Here is a 20,866-nt window from a genome sequence, read left to right as displayed (position 1 = left end):
GATCACCGCTCGCCGGGCCACCAGTTCGAGCGCGGATCTTTTGCGGAGATCTTTGTCGTGCGGAGCGCAACCAGATGGCTGCGCTTGTAGGGCCGGCCCGCAAGCTCCGAGCACTGGCGGCAGCACATGGCCCGCTCAAGCTCGTGGATCGGCGTCGACTTCCTCCGCCTGACGATGTCGAGCGCCACCGTCTGATGCGTCTCGCAGCCCAGGCACTTGACCTCGAGATAGCAGTAGCCCGCGTTGAGTGCGTCCCCGAGCGTCGGTGAGGGCTGTGCGGGGCCCTGAAACCCCAGCATCCGCTGGTTCCAGGCTTCGCAGGCGAGACGATCGGCCTCTTTACGCACGTCGGCCGCGCGTTCTGCCGCCGCCCGGACGGACGCACCATAGATTCGCTCGCGGGATTTGGTCGTCATGACGCGGCAACATGCCCGCGCCCGGGACATTTCGGCAAGCCGCTAGGAATGGTGGGTGTGGATGGCTTTGACGCAATCCGCGTTCCGCACCGCTACTCCTTCTTGATCCCCGACAATTCCACAACCTTGCGCCAGCGCTCGGTCTCCGCATTCAGCATGCTGCCGAACTCGCCGGCGTTGCCGTGCAGCGGGATCGCGCCGAGCTCGGCGATGCGGGCCTTGATCTCGGCATCGGACAGCGCGGTGTCGATCTCGCGATTGAGCAGATCGACGATCTCGCGCGGCGTGTCGTGCGGCGCGCCGACGCCGTAGAACGAGCTCGTCTCGTAGCCGGGTAGGGTGTCCGCGATCGACGGCACGTCGGGCAGGATCTCCGAGCGCTCGCGCGTGGTGACGCCGAGCGCGCGCAGCTTGCCGGCGCGCATCAGCTCGAACGACGAGGTGACGTTGTCGAACATGCCCTGGATCTGGCCGCTCATCACGTCGGTGAGGCCCGGCGCTGAGCCGCGATAGGGCACATGGGTGAACTGCACGCCGGCGAGAGACTTGAACAGCTCGCCGGACAGATGCAGCGAGGTGCCGATGCCGGACGAGGCGATCGACATCTTGCCCGGGTTGGCTTTGGCATAGGCGATGAAGTCGGCAATATTCTTCACCGGCAGGTCGTTGTTAACGACCAGCACCAGCGGAATGCGCGCGAGCCCGGCGACCGGCGCGATAGCCCTGGCGAAATCATAGGGCAGCGAGGGATCGAACGAAGCGTTGATCGCGTTCGCAGTCGAGGTCAGCAGCAGCGTGTAACCGTCGGGCGCGGACGTGATCACCGTCTGCGTCCCGATATTGCTGCCGGCGCCGGGCTTGTTCTCGACCACGAAAGTCTGGCCGAGCCGGTCGGACAGCCGCTGGCACAGCAGCCGCGACAGCACGTCGGTCGCGCCGCCCGGCGCATAAGGCACGACCCATTTCACGCTGCGCGAGGGATAGGAGGGGTTGCCGATCGCAAAGGCGCGCGGTGCTGCGAGCGTGGCGACGGTGCAGGCAGCGGCCCGAAGGAAATGTCGTCTGGTGATCATCATCGTGTCCAGTTCGGCTCGTCCTGCAACCAGGGAGAGGGGACGCGCGCAGCGCGCCCGAAATGACTGGATTTGCTATCGCAAGAATTGCGCCACGCCGCACGCCGATCCCGTCGGCTTGGTAAAGGATGACTGGAGTTAATCGCGCACTAACCGGCTTTTACCTTGTCTCTTAACACCTGGGCAGGACGCGCGGGCTAAGCTGCCGCTACCTGCAGACACGTTCCGAAAGAATGAACGGCATGACTACCGGCGTCATCGAGCAATCAAAGGCCGCGCGTGCACCTTCGGCGTCAAAGATCTGGCTGAAAGCCATCGAGCTCACGGCACGGATCGAGACACTGCCGGGCCGCCTGTTCGCCGACGTCGTCGACGATCGGGCGCAGTGTCAGCCTGATCGCATCGCGCTGGTCGCAGACGAGACGACGCTCGACTACGAAGGCCTGTCGAGGCGGACCAACCGCTATGCGCGCTGGGCGCGCTCGGTCGGCGTCGCCAAGGGCGATACGGTCGCCCTGATCATGCCGAACGGCATCGACTATCTCGCGGCCTGGCTCGGTATCAGCCGGGTCGGCGGCGTGGTGGCGCTGATCAATACCAAGCTGGTCGGACCGTCGCTCGCGCATTGCATCGGCGTCGCAAGGCCCTCGCATATCATCGTCGCGCATGAGCTCGCGGAGACGCTGGAGAGCGCGAAGCCGCATCTGAAGACAGATGCAAAAGTCTGGACCCACGGCGATGTCCGCAGCGAGCGCGCCATCGACGTTGCGCTTGCGGCGCTCGACGATGCTCCGCTGGCGCCGGACGAGCGTGGCGACGTCACCATCGATGACCGCGCGCTGCTGATCTACACTTCCGGCACGACAGGCCTGCCGAAGGCCGCCAGCATCAGCCATCGCCGCATCCTCAACTGGGGTTTCTGGTTCGCGGGTCTTACCGGCGCCACGCCGCAGGACCGGCTCTATGACTGCCTGCCGCTGTTCCACTCGGTCGGCGGCATCGTCGCGCCATGCAGCATGCTCGCCGCCGGCGGCTCGGTGGTGATCGCGGACAAATTCTCCGCCTCGAATTTCTGGCCCGACATCGTCCGGCACGACTGCACGCTGTTCCAGTATATTGGCGAGCTCTGCCGCTATCTGCTCAAAGCCCCGCCGTCGGAATACGAGAACCGCCACCGGCTGCGGCTCGTTTGCGGTAATGGTTTGCGCGGCGACATCTGGGAAGATTTCCAGGCGCGCTTCGCCATTCCCCGCATCCTCGAATTCTACGCCGCGACCGAAGGCAATTTCTCGCTGTTCAACGTCGAGGGCCAGCCAGGCGCGATCGGCCGCATCCCGCCGCTGCTTGCGCACCGGTTTCCGGCGAGCCTCGTCAAGCTCGACCCTGATAGCGGCGCGCCGCTGCGCAATGAAGATGGCTGTTGCATCGCCTGCGCCCGCGGCGAAGCCGGCGAAGCGATCGGCCGCATCGGCACGGCCGACGAAGGCGGGGGCCGCTTCGAGGGCTATACCGACGCCGGCGAAACCGAGAAGAAGATTCTCCGCGACGTGTTCGCCAAGGGCGATGCCTGGTTCCGGACCGGCGATCTGATGCGGCTCGACGACAAGGGTTTTTTCCATTTTGTCGATCGCATCGGCGATACCTTCCGCTGGAAGGGCGAGAATGTCGCGACCTCCGAGGTCAATGACGCCGTGCGCGATTTCACTGGCGTGATCGATGCCACCACCTACGGCGTCAGCATTCTGGACACCGACGGCCGCGCCGGCATGAGCGCCATCGTGGTGAACGAGGGCTTTGACATCGCCGCGCTGCCGGCTCATCTCGCCGAGCGCCTGCCGCCTTACGCCCGCCCGGTCTTCGTCCGCATCTCGCGCGAGCTCGATGCGACCGAGACGTTCAAGCAGAAGAAGGGCGAGCTGGCGCGGGAGGGATTTGATCCGGCTGCGATCTCCGATCCGCTGTTCATGCTCGACCCGAAATCCGGCGCCTATGCCGCGCTTGATTCAGCGACGTTTACCAAGATCATCGACGGCACGATCAGGCTGTAGCGTCGCGGAAATCGCCAGATAGGTCCAATTTTATCTGAATTGTCCAAGAAGCCATTTACTTCTGTCGGGTAAACAGACGGCCATGGGGAGGCGGTCATCAAGAGCCGCCGCAACACGAAATATCGATAACAAGAGCGAGCCAGCCATGTCGGTACGGTCCAAGGTCATCGAGGCGATCCAGCAGATCGCCAAAGAGCAGCACGTGACGCTTCCCGCCCTCTCGGACGATCTGTCCCTGCACGAGACGGGCTTCGACTCGCTCGCCTTCGCCATTCTGGTGGCGCGCCTCGAAGACGAGACCGGCGTCGACCCCTTCACCATTTCCGAGGACGCAGCGTTCCCCGCCACCGTGGGCGATTTCGTGCGGGCCTACGAAAATGTCCCCGCGTGAGATTTTTGCGCTTCGCGACCATCTCGGCGCGGAGCTGACCGGCCGTACGCTGTCGGATGCCCACCATGTGGTGTCGCTGACGGATATCCTGTCGCAGACGGTCCTCGGCGGCCGCCTGCATGAGCTGTCTGGCCGTGCCGTCCTGCTGAAATTGTCCGACCAGCTTCGGTCGGGCATCGCCATGATCGAGCTCGACGGCATCGCCCGTCGCATGCTGCTGTGCCCGCCCGATCTCAACCCGGCGCATCTCGACGCGCTGATCGCCGATGCCGGGATCGATGCCGTTGTCACCGACGAGCCCGATCGCTGGACTGATGCCGGCGTGTCGCTGGTCGTCACCGCGCAACTGCCGCTTCAAGCCACCACGCCTGCCAAGACCGAGCGCGCCACCGAATGGCTGATGCTGACGTCGGGCACCTCGGGCGTGCCGAAAATCGCCGGCCATACGCTGGAGGCGTTGACCGGCGCCATCGTCGCCGAAGGTCCGGCAAAAGGCCCCGCGCCGGTATGGGCGACGTTCTACGACATCCGCCGCTATGGCGGCCTGCAGATCTTTCTCCGCGCCATTCTCTCCGGCGGCTCCATGGTGCTGTCCGATCCGCATGAGGCGCTCGGCGATCACGTCGCGCGGCTGAACGGGCGCGGCGTCTCCCACATCTCCGGTACGCCCTCGCATTGGCGCAAGCTCTTGATGAGCGGCGCGGCCGCGCAGTTCGCCCCGCGCTATGTCCGCCTCTCCGGCGAGATCGCCGACCAGGCGGTGCTCGACGGGCTCAAGGCCGCATTCCCGAATTCTTCCGTCGGCCATGCCTATGCCTCGACCGAGGCCGGCGTCGGCTTCGCCGTCAATGACGGGCTCGAAGGTTTCCCGGCCGACTATCTCGGCAACCGCAATGGCGTCGAGATGAAGGTGGTCGATGGCTCGCTGCGCATCCGCTCGACACGCACGGCGCATGCTTATGTCGGCCGCAACGCCACCGCGCTCACCGACGCTGACGGCTTTGTCGACAGCGGCGACATCGTCGAGCTGCGGGGCGACCGCTATTATTTCGTCGGCCGCCGCGGCGGCATCATCAATATCGGCGGGCTGAAGGTCCACCCCGAGGAAATCGAGGCGGTGATCAACCGCCACCCTGATGTGCGGATGTCGCGCGCCAAATCGCGGCGCAGCCCGATCACCGGCGGCATCGTCGTCGCCGACGTGATCCTCACGGAGGGCACCGACCAGGCGCGGATCAAGGAGATCCGCGACCAGATCCTGGAGCAGTGCCGCGCCCAGCTGGCGTCCCACAAGGTGCCGGCGGTGATCCGCTTCGTCGAGGCGCTCGATGTCACTCCGGCCGGCAAACTGGCGCGCACCGATGCATAATGTTCTCGTCACCGGCGGCAGCCGCGGCATTGGCCTTGCGATCGGCAAGCGCCTCGTTGCTTCAGGTTACAACGTGATCGCGGCGGCGCGGCGCGAGAGCGACGAGCTCAAGGCGGCGATCGCAGAGTCCGAGGGCCGCCTGCATTTTCGCGCCTGCGATCTTGCCGTGATCGACGCGATCCCTGCTTTCGCAAAGCTCGTGCGCGACGAGTTTGGCCCCACCTACGGTCTCGTCAACAATGCCGGCCTCGGCACCGAAGGCCTGCTCGCGACCATGCACAATTCGGAGATCGAGGCGCTGGTGCAGCTCAATGTGCTGTCGCCGATCATCCTCACCAAATATGTCGCGCGGCAGATGATGGCCGATGGCGCCGGCCGCATCATCAACATCTCCTCGATCATCGCGACGACAGGCTATAACGGCCTCTCCGTCTACGGCGCGACCAAGGCTGCCGCAACCGGCTTCACCCGCTCGCTCGCGCGGGAGGTCGGCAAGCTCGGCATCACCGTCAATGCGATCGCGCCCGGCTTCATCGACACCGAGCTCACGCACAATCTCTCCGACGAAGGCCGCAAGCGCATCGCCGGCCGCAGCGCATTGCGCCGCCTGCCGGAAACGGACGACGTCGCGCGCATGGTGGAATATCTGCTCGGCGAGGGCGGCCGCAACGTGACCGGTACCGTGTTCACGATCGACGCGGGCAATACCGCGTAAACGGAACCCGTCTGCCACAATTGCGTTGATCCGGCGCAATGACATTCAGCCGGATTTGGTCGTAAGATGCCCCGCAATCGATTGGGTTACGTCAATCGATCTGCCCTAATCGACAGGGAGCAGTCCATGACCGTGCAAGACATGACCGCTTCATCTCAGCACCGGACCGAGCAATCTGGCGCGAAGCCAGACGAGGTCCATTGCCCGCCGATGACGCATCAGAACTCCGGCGGCCACGGCCATGAAATGTATCCGCAGCAATTCGTGCGGCTTGTCGGCTGCCACGATGCCTCGCTCGAGGCCTTGCGCAAGCGCGAGGACGAGAAGCTGCATTAGCGCGTGCGGGCGCTCAAGCTCGATGCTTCGGCAGGTCAATCCGTTCGTGTGAGAATTCCGGCGGCCCCTCGGTGAGGCGGCGGATGCGGCGCTCGCGTTCGTCGACCGGCAGTGCGGGATCGAGCAGCGCTTTGATCTCGTGCACCGCGATCTCCTCGATCCGCGTGGCGTCGGATGCGACCGAGTGCGCCGATGCCGGCGCAGCAGGCGCGATCTTCAGCCCGAGCTCGACCAGCTTGCAGATCGCAGCCGAGCGCGACAAATGATGGGCTTCAGCCCAGGCATCGACAATTGCTGTCAGTCTTTCCGGCATTTTCACCGCACTGATCGGGTCAAGCCCCGTGCGTCGCCGCATCGGCGGGTTGGACTGCCTGTTGCTGAAGTCGGACACCTCGATCATCCCGCCTCGCCCCTGGAGATGCCGCCATCGTAGAGGTTGCCCGGGCCGGCTGTTTGACGTCGATCAATGATCGGCTGCGGCATTGCGGCGCGCTGCGATCTTGTTGTCCGGGCCGGTTTCGGCCAATGATCGAAAGCGGCGCCGCCCGGCGAACCCGGATCGCTCCTGCCTCGTATCTCTCTCGGACGCTTCCAACCATCCGGCATCACCCGATGACATCAGGCGACTCCTTCTACGGCGGCATTCCCGTCTTCCGCGGCTTTACCAGCCTGATGGATCCCGCGCTCTATGCGCCGCTGCCGGATGACTGGAGCATTGGCGTTGCCGATATCGTGGATTCGACCAAGGCGATCGCGGCGCAGCGCTACAAGGCGGTCAACATGGCCGGCGCCGCCGTGATCGCGGCGGTGACCAATGCGCTTGAGGGTCGCGAATTTCCCTTCGTGTTCGGCGGTGACGGCGCGAGCTTTGCGGTCGCGCCTTCGGATCTCGATGCTGCGCGCGAGGCACTGGCCGCGACCGCGACCTGGGTGCGGGAGGATCTCGACCTGAAGATGCGCGTCGCGCTGGTGCCGGTCAGCGCCATCCGCGCGCAGGGCCTCGACGTGCGCGTCGCGCGTTTCGGTCCGTCGGCGAATTTGTCCTATGCGATGTTCTCGGGCGGCGGGCTCGCCTGGGCCGACGCTGCGATGAAGCGCGGCGAGTTCGCGGTCGCGGAGGCACCGGCGGGCGCGCAGCCCGATCTCTCAGGACTGTCTTGCCGCTTCGAGGTGATGCCGGCTGCGCGCGGCCTGATCCTGTCGGTGCTGGTGATGCCCGCCCGCGGCGTCGATCCGGCGGCCTTCCGCAAGGTGATCGAGGACATCATCCACCTGGTCGAGCGCAGCCCGGACGGCGGCCGTCCCGTGCCGCCGGAGGGCCCGCCGCTGAAATGGCCGCCGCAGGGGCTGGACTTCGAAGCCCGCACCAAGCGCGGCGGTCCGCTGCTCGCGCGCAGGGCCAGCGTGCTGGCCTATACGCTGTTCGTCTATCTGATCATGCGTTTCGACCTCAAGGTCGGCGGCTTCGTGCCCAAGGTCTACAAGCGCCAGGTGGTCGAGAACTCGGACTTCCGCAAATACGATGATGGCCTGCGCATGATCCTCGACTGCACGCCGCAGCTTGAGCGCGCCTTGAGCGAGCGCCTCGCGATGGCGGCGCGCGACGGCATCGTGCGCTACGGCCTCTACCAGCAGGACGCGGCGATGATGACCTGCTTCACGCCGTCGGCGCTGCGCAGCGACCATGTCCACTTCATCGACGGCGCGCGGGGCGGCTACGCCTCGGCGGCGACGGCGCTGAAGGCGATGATGGCGGCGGGCTAAAGCATGATCCGGAAAAGTGCGAAGCGGTTTTCCGAAAAGATCATGCTCAAACAACAACCTAAAGCGGGATGACGATTCATCCCAATCTCATCGCGCTTTAGCGCCGGGTCCAGGTCTCGCCGCCACAGAGCGCGCCGACGCAGCCTTCGACCCGCAGCGAATCTGCGCCGGTGACCGTGACGCTGCTCGCATAGGTGCTGCCGTCGTCGGCATTGTAGATCTGGCCCGACCATTTGTTCGGCCCTGACGGCTGCATGCCGCTGAACAGCGGCAGGCCGATCATCGGGCGCCTCGTGAGCGCGGGGTTGGGGTTCTTGCTGTCGGTGGCGGGCTGGCCGGTCGCGGTGTCCATGGGCTCGCGCAGCCAGACGATGTGGCCGCAGATGCCGCCGCCGCACTTGCTGATCTTCACGCGCGCATCACCCGCCTGGGTGAGCCAGGTCCCGTCGGCGCTCTGAGCATGGGCGGCAGTCGCGCCAAACAGCGCAGCCAAAATGACGGAAGGAATCGCGAATCTGCTGAGCATGGAGGGAGCCCCGAAAAATGGAGGCGCTTCCATAGCAGCCCGGCAGGATAGTGCAACGCTGGATGGAATCACATTCCCGCGTTTACCTGCCTGCGCTTACTCGCCTGCGCTCATTTGCCCCAGCGCGCGAAGGCGACCGAGGCGGCGGTCGAAAGCCCGAACACGACCATGGCGCCGCCGACCAGCGCAAACAACGTCCAGGCCGGCGCCTGCGCCGTCATCAGACTGACGCCGCCGATCGCGACGATCAAAAGCCGCGCGGTGGAGGCCAGCACCGGGCCGCCGACGCGTGCCGCGCCCTGCGATGAGAAATACAGCGACACGCCCATGCCGAAGAACACGAAGGCCGGGCCGGCCCAGTGGAAATAGCTGTGCGCCGCCGCAGTGACACCGGGATCCCCGGTGAACAGCGACACCCACAGCGCAGGATCGAGCGCGACGGCGAGGCCGATCAGGCCGACCGCCAGTCCCGAAGCGGCAGCCGCGGTCCAGGCGACACGCCGCGCGCGCTTGATATGTCCGGCGCCCATCGCCATGCCGACCATCGGCACCGAGGCGATGCCGAAGGCGAAGGTGATCGGGATCAGCAGGAATTCCAGCCGCGAGCCAATGCCGTAACCGGCCAGCATCTCGGTGCCGAAGGTCGCCAGGATCTTTGTGAAGATCAGGATGGTGAGCACGGTCTGGAGCGGCGATAGGCAGGCCACGGCGCCGACTTTGAGAATGTCCAGGAACATCGCGCGCTCGAACTGGAAGGCGCGAAAGTTCAGCGCCAGCCGGCTGCGGCCTGATAGTAGATACCAGAGAAAGAAGACCGCGGCGCAGCTGAACGCGATCAGCTGGCCGGCAGCAACTCCGGGCATGCCGAATTGCGGCATGCCGAACAGGCCGAGCCCCAGCGTGCCGCCGAGCGCGATCTGGAGCACGCTCGCGACGATCAGCGTCATCGACGGCAGCCGCATGTCGCCGGTGCCGCGGATCACCGAGGCCAGCGTGTTGACGAGCCAGATCGCGACCGCGCCCGAGAACAGCACCTGCGAATAGCCGCAGGCCTCCTCGAGCACGCGCTCGCGCCCGCCGAGCAGCGTGAAGAACGAGCGGCCGAAGGCGAGCATCATCGCCGTGAAGAACAGTCCGCCGCAGAGGCCGATGATGGCGGCATGCAGCGCCAGCGTCGCGGCGCGATCGCGATTCCCGGCGCCTAGCGCGCGGCTGATCGCCGAGGAGACCCCGCCGCCCATCGCGCCCGCGCTCATCATCTGCGTCAGCATCGCGAACGGAAAAACGAGGGCGATGGCGGCGAGCGGGATGGTGCCGAGCCGGCCGATATAGGAAGTCTCGGCGATCGCAACCAGCGTGCTGCCGACCATCGCGATCATGTTGGGGATCGCGAGCCGGAGCAGCGTCGGCAGGATCGGTGCCGTCAGCAGGCTCGCAATGGGGGAGGCGACCGGGGCCCGCGGCGGCGCGGCGTCTATCGGGGCGTCGATCGTCATGTCCCACCGGGCGGAATATTGGATGATGAGCGACATATTATAGGGCGGCCCCCCTCCGCGCCAGCCCTGCGCTCACGCAGGGCTCACCAGGGCAGGCCGCATAGGTCGATGGTGCCGAGCGTCGGCGCGCGGACGATCTCGAAGACGTAGGGCGCCATGTACTCGAAGCGGATCCGCCCCTCCGGCTGCTCGCAGTAGACCTCGCCCTTGAAGGGCTGCCATCTGCGCGCCTCGTAGAATGCGAAATTGTGCGGCTCGCAGAACAGGAACCCGAAGCGGACCGCCTCGTTGGCGCGCATGGTATGGACGGCTGCGTCGATGGCCATGGTCGCATAGCCGCGGCCGCGCCGGTCCTCGCGGGTGCAGACGCCGCCGATGCCGCCGACATGGACCTTTTGTCCGTTCCAGGTGACGGTGCGGAAGTAGACGCCGACGTGGCAGACGATACCGTCCTCGGGCGTCTCGAGCAGCACGCGAAGATGGGCATTGTCCCATTTGACGTGAGCCCAGGGCTTGCCCGCGATCATCTGCGGTCCCCAGACCGCCTGATGCAGCGGCGCGGCGATCGGCCACGAGGCGTCGCCGTTCAAAATGTCGATCTCGATGCTCATGGCGTCCCTTCGCAGCTCCGCTTCGTGGCGCGCTTGTTCTGTCTTAAGCGCCTCAAAGGCAATGATATTTTATGGCGAACCGCAGGCTTGATCGACCGCGGCCCGTTGCGACGAATTGGTGCATTCGGGCGAAGTCACCCCATCACGCGTTTTCGCAAATTCTGAGGTATTTAATGCTGCAGGAACCTTCTATAAGGGGTGACCGTTAGAACTCGTTCCCACCAGTTGCGGACAAGAAGCCATGACCTTTACGCTGCCCCCACTCCCCTACGCCTATGACGCCCTCGGCCAGTACATGTCGAAGGAGACGCTCGAATATCATCACGACAAGCATCATCAGGCCTACGTCACCAACGGCAACAATGCGCTCAAGGGGACCGAATGGGAAGGCAAGTCCCTTGAGGAGATCGTCAAGGGCTCGTTCGGCAAGAACCCCGCGGTGTTCAACAACGCCGGCCAGCACTACAACCACATCCACTTCTGGAGCTGGATGAAGCCCAATGGCGGCGGCACGAAGCTGCCGGGCAAGCTCGAGAAGAAGATCAACGAGGACCTCGGCGGCTTCGAGAAGTTCAAGACCGACTTCCAGGCGGCCGGCGTCGGTCAGTTCGGCTCCGGCTGGTGCTGGCTCCAGGTCAAGAACGGCAAGCTCGAGATCTCCAAGACCCCGAACGGCGAGAATCCGCTGGTGCACGGCGCCACGCCGATCCTCGGCTGCGACGTCTGGGAGCACTCCTACTACATCGACTATCGCAACCGCCGCCCCGATTATCTCAAGGCGTTTGTCGAGAACCTCGTGAACTGGGAATACGTCGAGTCGCTGTTCGACAAGGCGTAAGCTTTACTCCGTCATCCCGGGGCGATGCGCCAGCATCGAACTACGGTGCGCGGTTGCGCACCTGAGGATCTCGAGATTCCGGGTTCGCACTTCGTGCGCTCCGGAATGACAAATCAGGCGGTCGCATCAGCGGCCGCCTTTTTGCTGTGCGGAATTGACTGATTGAACCAGTCCTGCGCAGCGCGCGCACGGGTCTGTCATCACACCGTTTGCATCGGGGGAACGCCGCCCTTAATCAGGACGGGCATCACCTTCGATCCGACCGAGCCGTTGTCAGAGCCTTCCCCGAACAATCCGGCGCCTGCCGAGGACGCGGAGTCCGAGCCGCGGCCGGGCCGTGTGCGCAAGCCGATCGGCTGGTCGACCATCATCATCGCAGCGCTGGTGGCGGTGAGCGCAGGCCTGGTCTGGCGGCGCGACGGCACCGACGGCGTCCTCGACATCCTCACCCACGATCTCTCGCTGTTCTCAGGCATCCTGCCGCGCGTGCTGGCCGGCTGCCTGTTAGGGGCCTTCATCTCGGAGATCCTGCCGCACGAGAAAGTCTCGCGCTCGCTCGGGCCGAAATCCGGCCTGATGGGCCTCCTGATCGGCACCGCCTTCGGAGCGATTCTCCCCGGCGGTCCCTTCACCGCCTATCCGGTGGCGAGCGCGCTACTTGCGGTCGGTGCCGATTTCGGCGCCACCATCGCCATGGTCGTGAGCTGGACCCTGATCGGCTATGGCCGCGCGGTCGCCTGGGAGATCCCGATCATGGGCACCGACTTCACGCTGTGGCGGATCGTGATCTCGCTGCCCCTGCCGGTACTCGCCGGTGCGCTCGGCCGCTTCGTCTATGTCCGGGTCTATCCGAAGCGTGAAAGCGACGAGGAGGCGAATTGAGCGCAGCGCTCCTGATCGACATCCTGCTCTGGGGCTCGGTGTTCGGCGTCGGCCTGATCGCCTTCCGCCGCGGCCCTCCGGTGTTCAAGGCCTCGCTGCGCGAAGGCACGATGGACTTCATCAACATCGTGCCGCGGATCGCGTTAGGGGTGATCGGCTCCGGCTACATCGCCGCGATCATCCCGCAGGAGGTGATCACCGGCTGGCTCGGCCCGGACAGCGGCTGGCTCGGGGTTGCGACCGCCGTGGTCGCCGGCGCGGCCACACCCGGCGGTCCCGTGATCGGCTTCTCGATCGGGACCGTGGCGCTGAAGTCCGGTGGCGGGGTGCCGCAGGTGGTGGCCTATGTCGTCGCCTGGGCCCTGTTCGCCTTCCAGCGGGTGATTTTGTGGGAAATCCCGTTCATGCCGGCCCGTTTTGTCTGGTTCCGCTGCGCGGTGTCCGTGCCGTTTCCCTTCGTGGCTGCCGCCATCGCGATGGTGATTGGCAAGCCCTAAACGCTCGGGAGGTCATTCCGGGGCGATGCGCAGCATCGAACCTGGAATCTCGAGATTCCGGGTTCGGCTCTTCGAGCCGCCCCGGAATGACATCCTCAGTCGTGGACAGGCGTAATGTTATAATATAACGTCCCTGGCATGGTTCCCGCCGCGTCCCACGCCCACCATCACGACCATGCTCATGGGCATTCCCAAGGTCATTCTCATGACCATTCGCATGGGCACGACCACACCCACGCCCATGTCCACGATGCGGCCTCGCCGCATCCGGCGCAGGACGCACCCTGGTCGATCCTGCGCATGACCATGGCCGGCCGCCTTGCGGCGGCTGTCGCTGTCTGCGCCGTGCTCTGGGGCATCGTCTTTCTGGCGATGAGGTGACCATGGCGGCGCTGCACTTCCACAACGTCACGCTCGGCTATGACCGCCATCCGGCCGTGCACCATCTCAATGGCGAGGTCGCGCGAGGGGCGCTGGTCGCCGTGATCGGCCCCAACGGCGCCGGGAAATCCACGCTGCTGCGCGGCATCGTCGGCATCCTGAGGCCGCTCGACGGCAGCATCCATCTCGGCGGGTTAGACGCCCGCGACATCGCCTATCTGCCGCAGAGTGCGGAGATCGACCGCACTTTCCCGATCTCGGTGTTCGATTTCGTCGGCACTGGGCTGTGGCGCGATGCCGGCCTGTTCGGCGGCATCGGCAAGGCCGCGCGCGGGAAGATTCTCCGCGCGATCGGCGCCGTCGGCCTCAGCGGCTTCGAGAACCGCCCGATCGGAACGCTCTCGGGCGGACAGATGCAGCGCGTGCTGTTCGCGCGCGTGCTGCTCCAGGATGCGCGCCTGATCGTGCTCGACGAGCCCTTCAACGCCATCGACAGCAAGACCACGGCCGATCTGCTCGCGCTGGTGAAGCACTGGCACGGCGAAGGCCGGACCGTGCTGGCCGCGCTGCACGACATGGAGATGGTGCGCACCCACTTTACCGAGACGCTGGTGCTGGCGCGCGGCCCCGTGGCCTGGGGCCCGACAGCGGAGGTGCTGACACCGGAAAACCTGATGGTCGCGATGCGGATGTGCGAGGCCTTCGACGACAGCGCCGCGGCCTGTGGCGAAGATGGGCGCTCGCAGGCGGCGTGATCACAGATGGTCTATGACGCGCTGATCGGCCCGTTCACCGAATTCGAGTTCATGCGGCGGGCGCTCGCCGCCGTGATCGCGCTGGCGCTGGCAGGCGCGCCGATCGGCGTGTTCCTGATGCTGCGGCGGATGAGCCTGGTCGGCGATGCCATGGCGCATGCGATCCTGCCCGGCGCGGCCGTCGGCTTCCTGCTCTCCGGCCTCAATCTGTTTGCGATGACCGCCGGCGGCCTGATCGCCGGCTTTGCGGTGGCGATCCTCGCCGGCGTGGTCGCGCGCTCGACCGGGCTGAAGGAGGACGCTTCGCTTGCGACCTTCTATCTGGCTTCGCTGGCGCTCGGCGTCACCATCGTCTCGATCAAGGGCACCAATATCGACCTCTTGCATGTCCTGTTCGGCAACATCCTCGCGATGGACGATCAGACGCTGCTGGTGGTCGCCTTCAACGCCACGGTGACGCTGCTGGTGCTTGCCGTGATCTATCGTCCACTGGTGATCGAGAGCGTCGATCCTCTCTTCTTGCGCACCGTCAGCCGTGCCGGCGGCCCTGCGCATCTCGCCTTCCTCGCCCTCGTCGTGATCAATCTCGTCAACGGCTTTCAGGCGCTCGGCACGCTGCTGGCGGTGGGGCTGATGATCCTCCCTGCCGGCATCGCGCGGTTCTGGTCGCGCGATCTCACGGCCATGATGTGCATCGCTGTGATCGCCGCGGCCATCTCGGGCTACGCCGGCCTCGTGCTGTCGTTTCAGACCCGCGTGCCGTCGGGGCCCGCGATCATCCTGGTGGCGACGGTGTTCTACATCGTCTCTGTGCTGTTCGGTCGCGTCGGCGGCATCGTCAGGCAGATGTTTCCCGGCCGGCATCTGGAGGCGTGACGATGCGCTTCCTTCTGCTCCTTGCCTTGCTGCTGATGGCCTCACCGCTGCACGCCGCCGAGCGGCTAAACGTGGTCGCAAGTTTCTCGATCCTCGCCGACTTCGTCCGCAATGTCGGCGGCGACCGGATCGATCTGACCACGCTGGTCGGCCCCGACAGCGACGTTCACGTCTATACTCCGGCGCCGGGCGATGCGAAGCGGATCGCGGCTGCAAAGCTCGTCATCGTCAACGGGCTTGGCCTCGAGGGCTGGCTGCCGCGTCTGGTGCAGTCAGCAGGCAGCAAGGCGGAGGTGGTCACCGCAAGCGCCGGCATTGCACCTCTGAAGCTTGGCTCGGCCGCCGATCCGCATGCCTGGCAGTCCGTGCCGAATGCCAAGGTCTACGTGACCGACATCGCCAACGCGCTGGCCGTGGCCGATCCTGACGATGCCGAGTTCTTCCGCGGTCAGGCTAGGGCTTATCTGGAAAAGCTCGAAGCCCTCGACCGCGAGGTCCGCGAGGCCGTCGCCAAAATCCCGGCCGAGCGGCGCAAGGTGATCTCGACCCACGACGCCTTCGGCTATTTCGCCGCCGAATACGGCGTCCAGTTCATCGCCCCCCTGGGCGTTTCCACGGAAACCGAGCCCAGCGCGCGGGACATCGCGGCCATCATCGGCCAGATCAAGGCCCAAAAAATCCCGGCGGTATTTCTGGAAAATATTAGCGATGACCGCCTGATCCGGCGGATCGCGGCCGAGACCGGCGCACAGGTCGGCGGGACCCTGATTTCGGACGGTTTGACCGGCGAAAAGGGGCCTGCACCCACTTACATTGACATGGTCAGGCACAATATAAAGGCCCTGACCAGCGCGCTTGACCATTAGGGCAGGGGGCCACCCCGCCTCGCGTCGCGCGAAAAGCCCGAAGCCGGAGTTGTTATGTCTGAAGCGACCTCCCAGAAAATTCCCGTGACCGTGCTGACCGGCTATCTCGGTGCCGGCAAGACCACGCTGCTCAACCGCATCCTGTCGGAGAACCACGGCAAGAAATACGCCGTCATCGTCAACGAATTCGGCGAGATCGGCATCGACAACGACCTCATCATCGGCGCCGATGAGGAAGTATTCGAGATGAACAACGGCTGCATCTGCTGCACGGTGCGCGGCGACCTCGTCCGCATCATGGACGGGTTGATGAAGCGCAAGGGCAAGTTCGACGCCATCATCGTCGAGACCACCGGCCTTGCCGATCCGGCACCCGTCGCCCAGACCTTCTTCGTCGACGAGGACGTGCAGAAGAACGCCCGGCTCGACGCCGTCGTCACGGTCGCCGACGCCAAATGGTTGTCGGACCGTCTGAAGGACGCGCCTGAGGCCAAGAACCAGATCGCGTTCGCCGACGTCATCGTGTTGAACAAGACCGATCTCGTCAACAAGGGCGAGCTTGCCGAGGTCGAGGCCCGCATCCGCGGCATCAACCCCTATGCGAAACTCCACCGTACCGAGCGCTGCTCGGTGGCGCTGGCCGACGTGCTCGATCGCGGCGCGTTCGACCTCGACCGCATCCTCGACATCGAGCCGGATTTTCTCGAGGCCGACGATCATGACCACGACCATGATCATCACCACCATCACGGCCACGACCATCACCACCATGATCACGGCCACGGCCTGAAGCACTATCACGACGAGGACATGCAGTCGCTGTCGCTGAAGACCGACAAGCCGCTCGATCCCAATGTGTTCATGCCCTGGCTGCAGAACCTGGTGCAGGTCGAGGGCGGCAAGATCCTGCGCTCCAAGGGAATCCTCGCCTTCCACGACGACGACGACCGCTATGTCTTCCAGGGCGTCCACATGATGCTGGAGGGTAACCACCAGCGGAAGTGGAAGGACGGTGAGCCGCGCGAGAGCCGCCTCGTCTTCATCGGCCGCGAATTGCCGGAAAAGGCCATTCGCGAGGGCTTTGAGAGCTGCATCGTCTCGTGATGAAAGAGTTTTCGCCGGCCCCCGATTCCGCCTCGATCGTCTCCGTCACCGACCGCGTCAAGCCGCTCGCGCTTGGCATGGCCGTGACCTCGGTGCATTTCCTTGGCCCCCGCGCCGCCTTCGTCGGCGGCGAGGAGAACGTCGCATTCGTCGACGCCAAGGGTGAGGTCTCCACGGTCGCCGTGCACGGCGGCGGCATTCTCTCGACAGCCTTCGATGGCAAGCGCCTCGTCATGGGCGGCGACGACGGCAAGGTCGTTGCGCTCGATGCCAAGGGCGAGGTGACGCTGCTTGCGACCGATCCGAAGCGGCGCTGGATCGATGCGGTAGCGCTGCATCCGGATGGCGCATTCGCCTGGTCGGCCGGCAAGACCGCGACCGTCAAGAGCGGCAAGGCCGAGGAGAAGTCGCTCGAGGTGCCCTCGACCGTCGGCGGTCTTGCGTTTGCGCCAAAAGGCCTGCGGCTCGCGATCGCGCATTACAACGGCGCGACGCTGTGGTTTCCGAACATGGAAGGATCGGCCGAATTCCTGCCCTGGGCCGGCTCGCATCTCGGCGTCACCTTCAGCCCCGACAACAAATTCCTGGTCACCTCGATGCACGAGGCGGCGCTACATGGCTGGCGGCTCGCCGACAACAGGCACATGCGCATGACCGGCTATCCCGGCCGCGTCCGCTCGATGTCGTGGAGCGCGGGCGGCAAGGGGCTGGCGACCTCCGGCGCCGACACCGTCATCATCTGGCCGTTCGCCAGCAAGGACGGCCCGATGGGCAAGGAGCCCGCGATGCTCGCGCCGCTGCAGGCCCGCGTCTCCGTGGTTGCCTGTCATCCCAAGAACGACATCCTCGCCGCCGGCTACAGCGACGGCACCGTGCTGATGGTGCGGCTGGAGGACGGCGCCGAGATCCTGGTCCGTCGCAACGGCACGCCGCCCGTGTCTGCGCTCGCCTGGAATGCCAAGGGCACGCTGCTGGCGTTTGCGGACGAAAGTGGGGATGGCGGGCTGCTGGAGCTTTAATCTGTCATAGTTCCCGCCGTAGGGTGGGCAAAGGCGCCCTCGCGCCGTGCCCACGATCTTTTTCCTTTGACGGGAGCCGTGGGCACGCTTCGCTTTGCCCCCCTCCGGCAGCTGACATTCATGCGGTTTCTGACGACCTTCCAGCTTGCTGATTTCGCCGACACGCTGGTCAGCCTGTTCACGGCCTTCGTGCTGGGCACGCTGATCGGCGCGGAGCGGCAATACCGCCAGCGCACCGCGGGCCTGCGCACCAACGTGCTGGTCGCAGTGGGAGCGGCCGCCTTCGTCGATCTCGCCATGCATCTGGATGGCGCCGACGGTGCCGTGCGGGTGATCGCCTATGTCGTCTCCGGCATCGGCTTTCTCGGCGCCGGTGTCATCATGAAGCAGGGCATGGACGTGCGCGGGCTCAACACCGCGGCGACGCTGTGGGCCTCGGCCGCGGTCGGCTCCTGCGCGGGCGCGGACATGGTCGCGCAGGCGGCCGCGCTCACCGTGTTCGTCATCGCCGGCAACACGCTGCTGCGCCCGCTGGTCAACGCCATCAACCGCATCCCGCTGAACGAGAAGGCGCTGGAGGCGACCTATTACTTCAAGCTGGCGGTCGCGACCGACGCGCTGCCCGACATGCGCGACCGCCTCGTCGACAAGCTCGAGGCCGCGAAATATCCGGTGGCCGATGTCGAGGTCGCCGAGATCGGCGAGGACAATCTGGAGATCGTCGCAAAGCTGGTGGCCACCGCGGTCGACCCGAACGAGCTGAATGCGGTGGCGACCGATCTCCAGCACCTGCCGGGCGTGCGTCACGCCACCTGGGAAGTCAGCACGACGGAGTGAGCGCGGCGCTTTGGCGCGCAGGGGATAGGTTCCCGCTCATTCGGCCCCGGAACCGGCGTGCCCCAGTTTCGTTGATCCCGCGGACAAACGCGGTGATCGATATGCCCGGCCAGAATGACAAGCGCAGACTGAAGCTCGACCTGACAATCGCCTGTTCGCTGTTCGCAGCAGGCGTCGTGGTGTCGGTGGTGTCACTGGCGCAAATCCGCGCCGAAAGCCGGATGCAGACGGCGCAGGCGACGCAGCCGCTCCAGGGCACGCCATCCGACGAACAGAGCAAGACGCCCGCGGAGTCCAAGCCCGGCGGCGACCGGCCGACCACGCCAGCCCCCGAGCCGGCGCGCCCCGATCCGCAGACGCAGGGTGCGGCAAAGCCGGTGTTGCCACCGGCTCCGGCGGAGAAGGTCGCGCCGCCGATCGAGAAGAAGTAGGTTTCTTTGTCATTCCGGGGCGCGCGAAGCGCGAGCCCGGAATCCATTCATCCGAACGTATTGCCGCCCGATGGATTCCGGGCTCGCGCCAAGTGGCGCGCCCCGGAATGACGGGGCGAGAGAGCCTGCCTCACCGCACCAGAATATTCCTGAACTGCCAGGGATCGCTGGTGTCGATGTCCTCCGGGAACAGTCCCGGTCGATCCGTCAGCGGCGTCCAGTCGGTATAGAAACCCTTCACCGGGCCAAGATACGGCAGCTGGATTTCGAGCAGGCGATCGAAATCCATCTCGTCGGCTTCGACGATGCCTGCGTTCGGGTTCTCCAGCGCCCAGACCATGCCGCCGAGCACGGCGGAGGTCACCTGCAGGCCGGTGGCGTTCTGATAGGGCGCAAGGGCGCGGGTCTCTTCGATCGAGAGCTGCGAGCCGTACCAATAGGCATTGTTGTCGTGTCCGAACAGCAGCACGCCGAGCTCGTCGATGCCGTCGACGATCTCGTTCTCGTCGAGGATGTGATGCTTCTCCTGCATCTTGGCGGCGCGGCCGAACATCTCATGCAGCGACAGCACGGCATCATCGGCCGGGTGATAGGCGTAGTGGCAGGTCGGCCGGTAGACCGCCTTGCCCGATGCGTCGCGCACCGTGAAGTAATCGGAGATCGAGATCGATTCGTTGTGGGTGACGAGGAAGCCGTATTGCGCGCCGCGGGTGGGGCACCAGGTGCGCACGCGCGTGTTGGCGCCGGGCTGCATCAGATAGATGGCAGCACCGCAGCCGGCCTCGTGAGTCCGCGCATTCTCCGGCATCCACTTCTCGTGGGTGCCCCAGCCGAGCTCGGACGGCTGCACGCCTTCCGACAGGAAACCTTCCACCGACCAGGTGTTGACGAAGACATCAGGCTCCTTCGGCTTCTTGGAGCGCTGGGTGTCGCGTTCGGCGATGTGGATGCCCTTGATGCCGGCCTGCCGCATCAAATCCGCCCATTCGGCCTTGGTCTTCGGCCGGGGGGCATTGAGCTTCAGATCGGCGGCGACATTGAGCAGCGCCTGCTTGACGAAGAAGGAGACCATGCCGGGATTGGCGCCGCAGCAGGAGACGGCCGTGGTCGAGCCCGCCGGGCGCGCCCGCTTGGCGGCCAGCGTCACTTCGCGCAGGGCGTAGTTGGAGCGCGCTTCCGGGCCCTTGGACGCATCGAAATAGAAGCCGAGCCAGGGCTCGTTGACGGTATCGATGTAGAGCGCGCCGAGCTCGTTGCAGAGCTCCATGATGTCGGTCGAGCCGGTGTCGACCGAGAGATTGACGCAAAAGCCCTGGCCGCCGCCTTCGGTCAGCAGCGGGGTCAGCAGCTCGCGGTAATTGTCCTTGGTCACGGCCTTCTGGATGAAGCGCACATTCTGTTGCTCGCAATGCGCCTTGCGGCCCTCGTCCTTGGGATCGATCACGGTGACGCGCGACTTGTCGTAGTCGAGATGCCGCTCGATCATCGGCAAGGTGCCTTTGCCGATGGAGCCGAAGCCGACCATGACGATGGGACCGGTGATCTTCGCGTAGATCTGCGAGGGGTGGCTCATGGGATGGTTTCTCCGGAACGTGCTGGCGAACGAAAGGTGAGGGGGTGGATCAGGCGCTGCGG

Annotated in this window: 24 protein-coding genes; 17 read left to right on the top strand and 7 right to left on the bottom strand. The window is 65.4% G+C overall.

Annotated elements, in window-relative coordinates; genetic code table 11:
• Positions 1 to 2 precede the first annotated feature (2 nt).
• Together WN72_RS42915 and WN72_RS42910 are read right to left on the bottom strand one after the other, a co-directional pair.
• A complete protein-coding gene (locus WN72_RS42915) occupies positions 3 to 416 on the bottom strand; it encodes a hypothetical protein (protein ID WP_027562871.1) in 414 nt (137 codons plus the stop codon).
• 92 nt (positions 417 to 508) lie between these two features.
• Positions 509 to 1,489 (bottom strand): Bug family tripartite tricarboxylate transporter substrate binding protein, encoded by a 981-nt coding sequence (locus WN72_RS42910; RefSeq protein ID WP_092215820.1) that lies wholly within the window; start codon positions 1,487 to 1,489, stop codon positions 509 to 511.
• A 233-nt stretch (positions 1,490 to 1,722) separates the two neighbouring features.
• On the opposite strand from WN72_RS42910, the gene WN72_RS42905 reads away from it, so the two are divergent.
• From WN72_RS42905 to WN72_RS42885, 5 genes are all read left to right on the top strand, one after another.
• Positions 1,723 to 3,537 carry a long-chain-acyl-CoA synthetase gene (locus WN72_RS42905; RefSeq protein ID WP_092215633.1) on the top strand — a complete coding sequence of 605 codons (1,815 nt, stop codon included), beginning with the start codon at positions 1,723 to 1,725 and terminating at the stop codon, positions 3,535 to 3,537.
• Between the two features lie 145 nt (positions 3,538 to 3,682).
• Positions 3,683 to 3,928, top strand: coding sequence for an acyl carrier protein (locus WN72_RS42900; protein ID WP_015688794.1), 246 nt, complete (start codon positions 3,683 to 3,685; stop codon positions 3,926 to 3,928).
• Positions 3,915 to 5,297, top strand: a complete 1,383-nt coding sequence (locus tag WN72_RS42895; protein WP_167380778.1) for a class I adenylate-forming enzyme family protein — start codon at positions 3,915 to 3,917, stop codon at positions 5,295 to 5,297. The genes WN72_RS42900 and WN72_RS42895 overlap by 14 nt, the downstream gene beginning before the upstream one ends.
• Complete coding sequence (locus tag WN72_RS42890) at positions 5,290 to 6,012, top strand: SDR family NAD(P)-dependent oxidoreductase (protein WP_092215638.1); 723 nt, start codon at positions 5,290 to 5,292, stop codon at positions 6,010 to 6,012. The genes WN72_RS42895 and WN72_RS42890 overlap by 8 nt, the downstream gene beginning before the upstream one ends.
• A gap of 126 nt (positions 6,013 to 6,138) precedes the next feature.
• Positions 6,139 to 6,348, top strand: a complete 210-nt coding sequence (locus WN72_RS42885) for a hypothetical protein (RefSeq protein WP_027562876.1) — start codon at positions 6,139 to 6,141, stop codon at positions 6,346 to 6,348.
• Positions 6,349 to 6,361: 13 nt separating this feature from the next.
• Here the strand turns inward: WN72_RS42885 and WN72_RS42880 are convergent, their stop codons facing one another.
• The gene (locus WN72_RS42880) at positions 6,362 to 6,748 is read right to left on the bottom strand and encodes a hypothetical protein (protein ID WP_027562877.1); all 387 of its coding nucleotides are present in this window, start codon (positions 6,746 to 6,748) and stop codon (positions 6,362 to 6,364) included.
• Positions 6,749 to 6,960: 212 nt separating this feature from the next.
• On the opposite strand from WN72_RS42880, the gene WN72_RS42875 reads away from it, so the two are divergent.
• The gene (locus WN72_RS42875) at positions 6,961 to 8,112 is read left to right on the top strand and encodes a DUF3095 domain-containing protein (protein ID WP_092215640.1); all 1,152 of its coding nucleotides are present in this window, start codon (positions 6,961 to 6,963) and stop codon (positions 8,110 to 8,112) included.
• Positions 8,113 to 8,209: 97 nt separating this feature from the next.
• On the opposite strand, the gene WN72_RS42870 is transcribed toward WN72_RS42875, so the two are convergent.
• From WN72_RS42870 to WN72_RS42860, 3 genes are all read right to left on the bottom strand, one after another.
• Positions 8,210 to 8,638: a DUF2147 domain-containing protein gene (locus WN72_RS42870; protein ID WP_092215642.1), complete on the bottom strand. Its 429-nt coding sequence runs from the start codon at positions 8,636 to 8,638 to the stop codon at positions 8,210 to 8,212.
• Between the two features lie 110 nt (positions 8,639 to 8,748).
• Positions 8,749 to 10,134 carry an MATE family efflux transporter gene (locus WN72_RS42865; RefSeq protein WP_092215822.1) on the bottom strand — a complete coding sequence of 462 codons (1,386 nt, stop codon included), beginning with the start codon at positions 10,132 to 10,134 and terminating at the stop codon, positions 8,749 to 8,751.
• A gap of 83 nt (positions 10,135 to 10,217) precedes the next feature.
• Positions 10,218 to 10,745, bottom strand: coding sequence for a GNAT family N-acetyltransferase (locus tag WN72_RS42860; protein ID WP_027562881.1), 528 nt, complete (start codon positions 10,743 to 10,745; stop codon positions 10,218 to 10,220).
• A gap of 241 nt (positions 10,746 to 10,986) precedes the next feature.
• Between WN72_RS42860 and WN72_RS42855 the strand changes: the two genes are divergently transcribed.
• The 11 genes from WN72_RS42855 to WN72_RS42805 all read left to right on the top strand — a co-directional run bounded on the left by WN72_RS42855 (position 10,987) and on the right by WN72_RS42805 (position 19,231).
• On the top strand, positions 10,987 to 11,583 hold the full coding sequence (locus WN72_RS42855) for a superoxide dismutase (RefSeq protein WP_026312923.1): 597 nt from the start codon (positions 10,987 to 10,989) through the stop codon (positions 11,581 to 11,583).
• Positions 11,584 to 11,853: 270 nt separating this feature from the next.
• On the top strand, positions 11,854 to 12,465 hold the full coding sequence (locus tag WN72_RS42850) for a permease (RefSeq protein ID WP_027562883.1): 612 nt from the start codon (positions 11,854 to 11,856) through the stop codon (positions 12,463 to 12,465).
• Positions 12,462 to 12,962 carry a hypothetical protein gene (locus WN72_RS42845; RefSeq protein WP_027562884.1) on the top strand — a complete coding sequence of 167 codons (501 nt, stop codon included), beginning with the start codon at positions 12,462 to 12,464 and terminating at the stop codon, positions 12,960 to 12,962. Before WN72_RS42850 ends, WN72_RS42845 begins: the two co-directional genes overlap by 4 nt.
• A gap of 138 nt (positions 12,963 to 13,100) precedes the next feature.
• Positions 13,101 to 13,343 carry a hypothetical protein gene (locus WN72_RS42840; protein WP_035730688.1) on the top strand — a complete coding sequence of 81 codons (243 nt, stop codon included), beginning with the start codon at positions 13,101 to 13,103 and terminating at the stop codon, positions 13,341 to 13,343.
• A gap of 2 nt (positions 13,344 to 13,345) precedes the next feature.
• The gene (locus WN72_RS42835) at positions 13,346 to 14,098 is read left to right on the top strand and encodes a metal ABC transporter ATP-binding protein (protein ID WP_167380780.1); all 753 of its coding nucleotides are present in this window, start codon (positions 13,346 to 13,348) and stop codon (positions 14,096 to 14,098) included.
• A gap of 6 nt (positions 14,099 to 14,104) precedes the next feature.
• Entirely contained in the window at positions 14,105 to 14,974 is an 870-nt protein-coding gene (locus WN72_RS42830; protein WP_027562886.1) for a metal ABC transporter permease, read from the top strand.
• 2 nt (positions 14,975 to 14,976) lie between these two features.
• Positions 14,977 to 15,840, top strand: coding sequence for a metal ABC transporter substrate-binding protein (locus tag WN72_RS42825; RefSeq protein ID WP_027562887.1), 864 nt, complete (start codon positions 14,977 to 14,979; stop codon positions 15,838 to 15,840).
• 54 nt (positions 15,841 to 15,894) lie between these two features.
• Positions 15,895 to 16,944: a CobW family GTP-binding protein gene (locus tag WN72_RS42820; protein ID WP_027562888.1), complete on the top strand. Its 1,050-nt coding sequence runs from the start codon at positions 15,895 to 15,897 to the stop codon at positions 16,942 to 16,944.
• The gene (locus WN72_RS42815) at positions 16,944 to 17,963 is read left to right on the top strand and encodes a WD40 repeat domain-containing protein (RefSeq protein WP_167380781.1); all 1,020 of its coding nucleotides are present in this window, start codon (positions 16,944 to 16,946) and stop codon (positions 17,961 to 17,963) included. Before WN72_RS42820 ends, WN72_RS42815 begins: the two co-directional genes overlap by 1 nt.
• Before the next feature lie 120 nt (positions 17,964 to 18,083).
• On the top strand, positions 18,084 to 18,800 hold the full coding sequence (locus WN72_RS42810) for an MgtC/SapB family protein (RefSeq protein ID WP_027562890.1): 717 nt from the start codon (positions 18,084 to 18,086) through the stop codon (positions 18,798 to 18,800).
• 101 nt (positions 18,801 to 18,901) lie between these two features.
• The gene (locus WN72_RS42805) at positions 18,902 to 19,231 is read left to right on the top strand and encodes a hypothetical protein (RefSeq protein ID WP_027562891.1); all 330 of its coding nucleotides are present in this window, start codon (positions 18,902 to 18,904) and stop codon (positions 19,229 to 19,231) included.
• Positions 19,232 to 19,361: 130 nt separating this feature from the next.
• On the opposite strand, the gene WN72_RS42800 is transcribed toward WN72_RS42805, so the two are convergent.
• Positions 19,362 to 20,804: a homospermidine synthase gene (locus tag WN72_RS42800; RefSeq protein ID WP_092215653.1), complete on the bottom strand. Its 1,443-nt coding sequence runs from the start codon at positions 20,802 to 20,804 to the stop codon at positions 19,362 to 19,364.
• Between the last annotated feature and the right edge of the window lie 62 nt (positions 20,805 to 20,866).

The organism is Bradyrhizobium arachidis (assembly GCF_015291705.1).
GTDB lineage: Bacteria > Pseudomonadota > Alphaproteobacteria > Rhizobiales > Xanthobacteraceae > Bradyrhizobium > Bradyrhizobium arachidis.
Note: the sequence above shows the minus strand (reverse complement) of the source record. Positions and strands in the feature narration are given on the sequence as shown.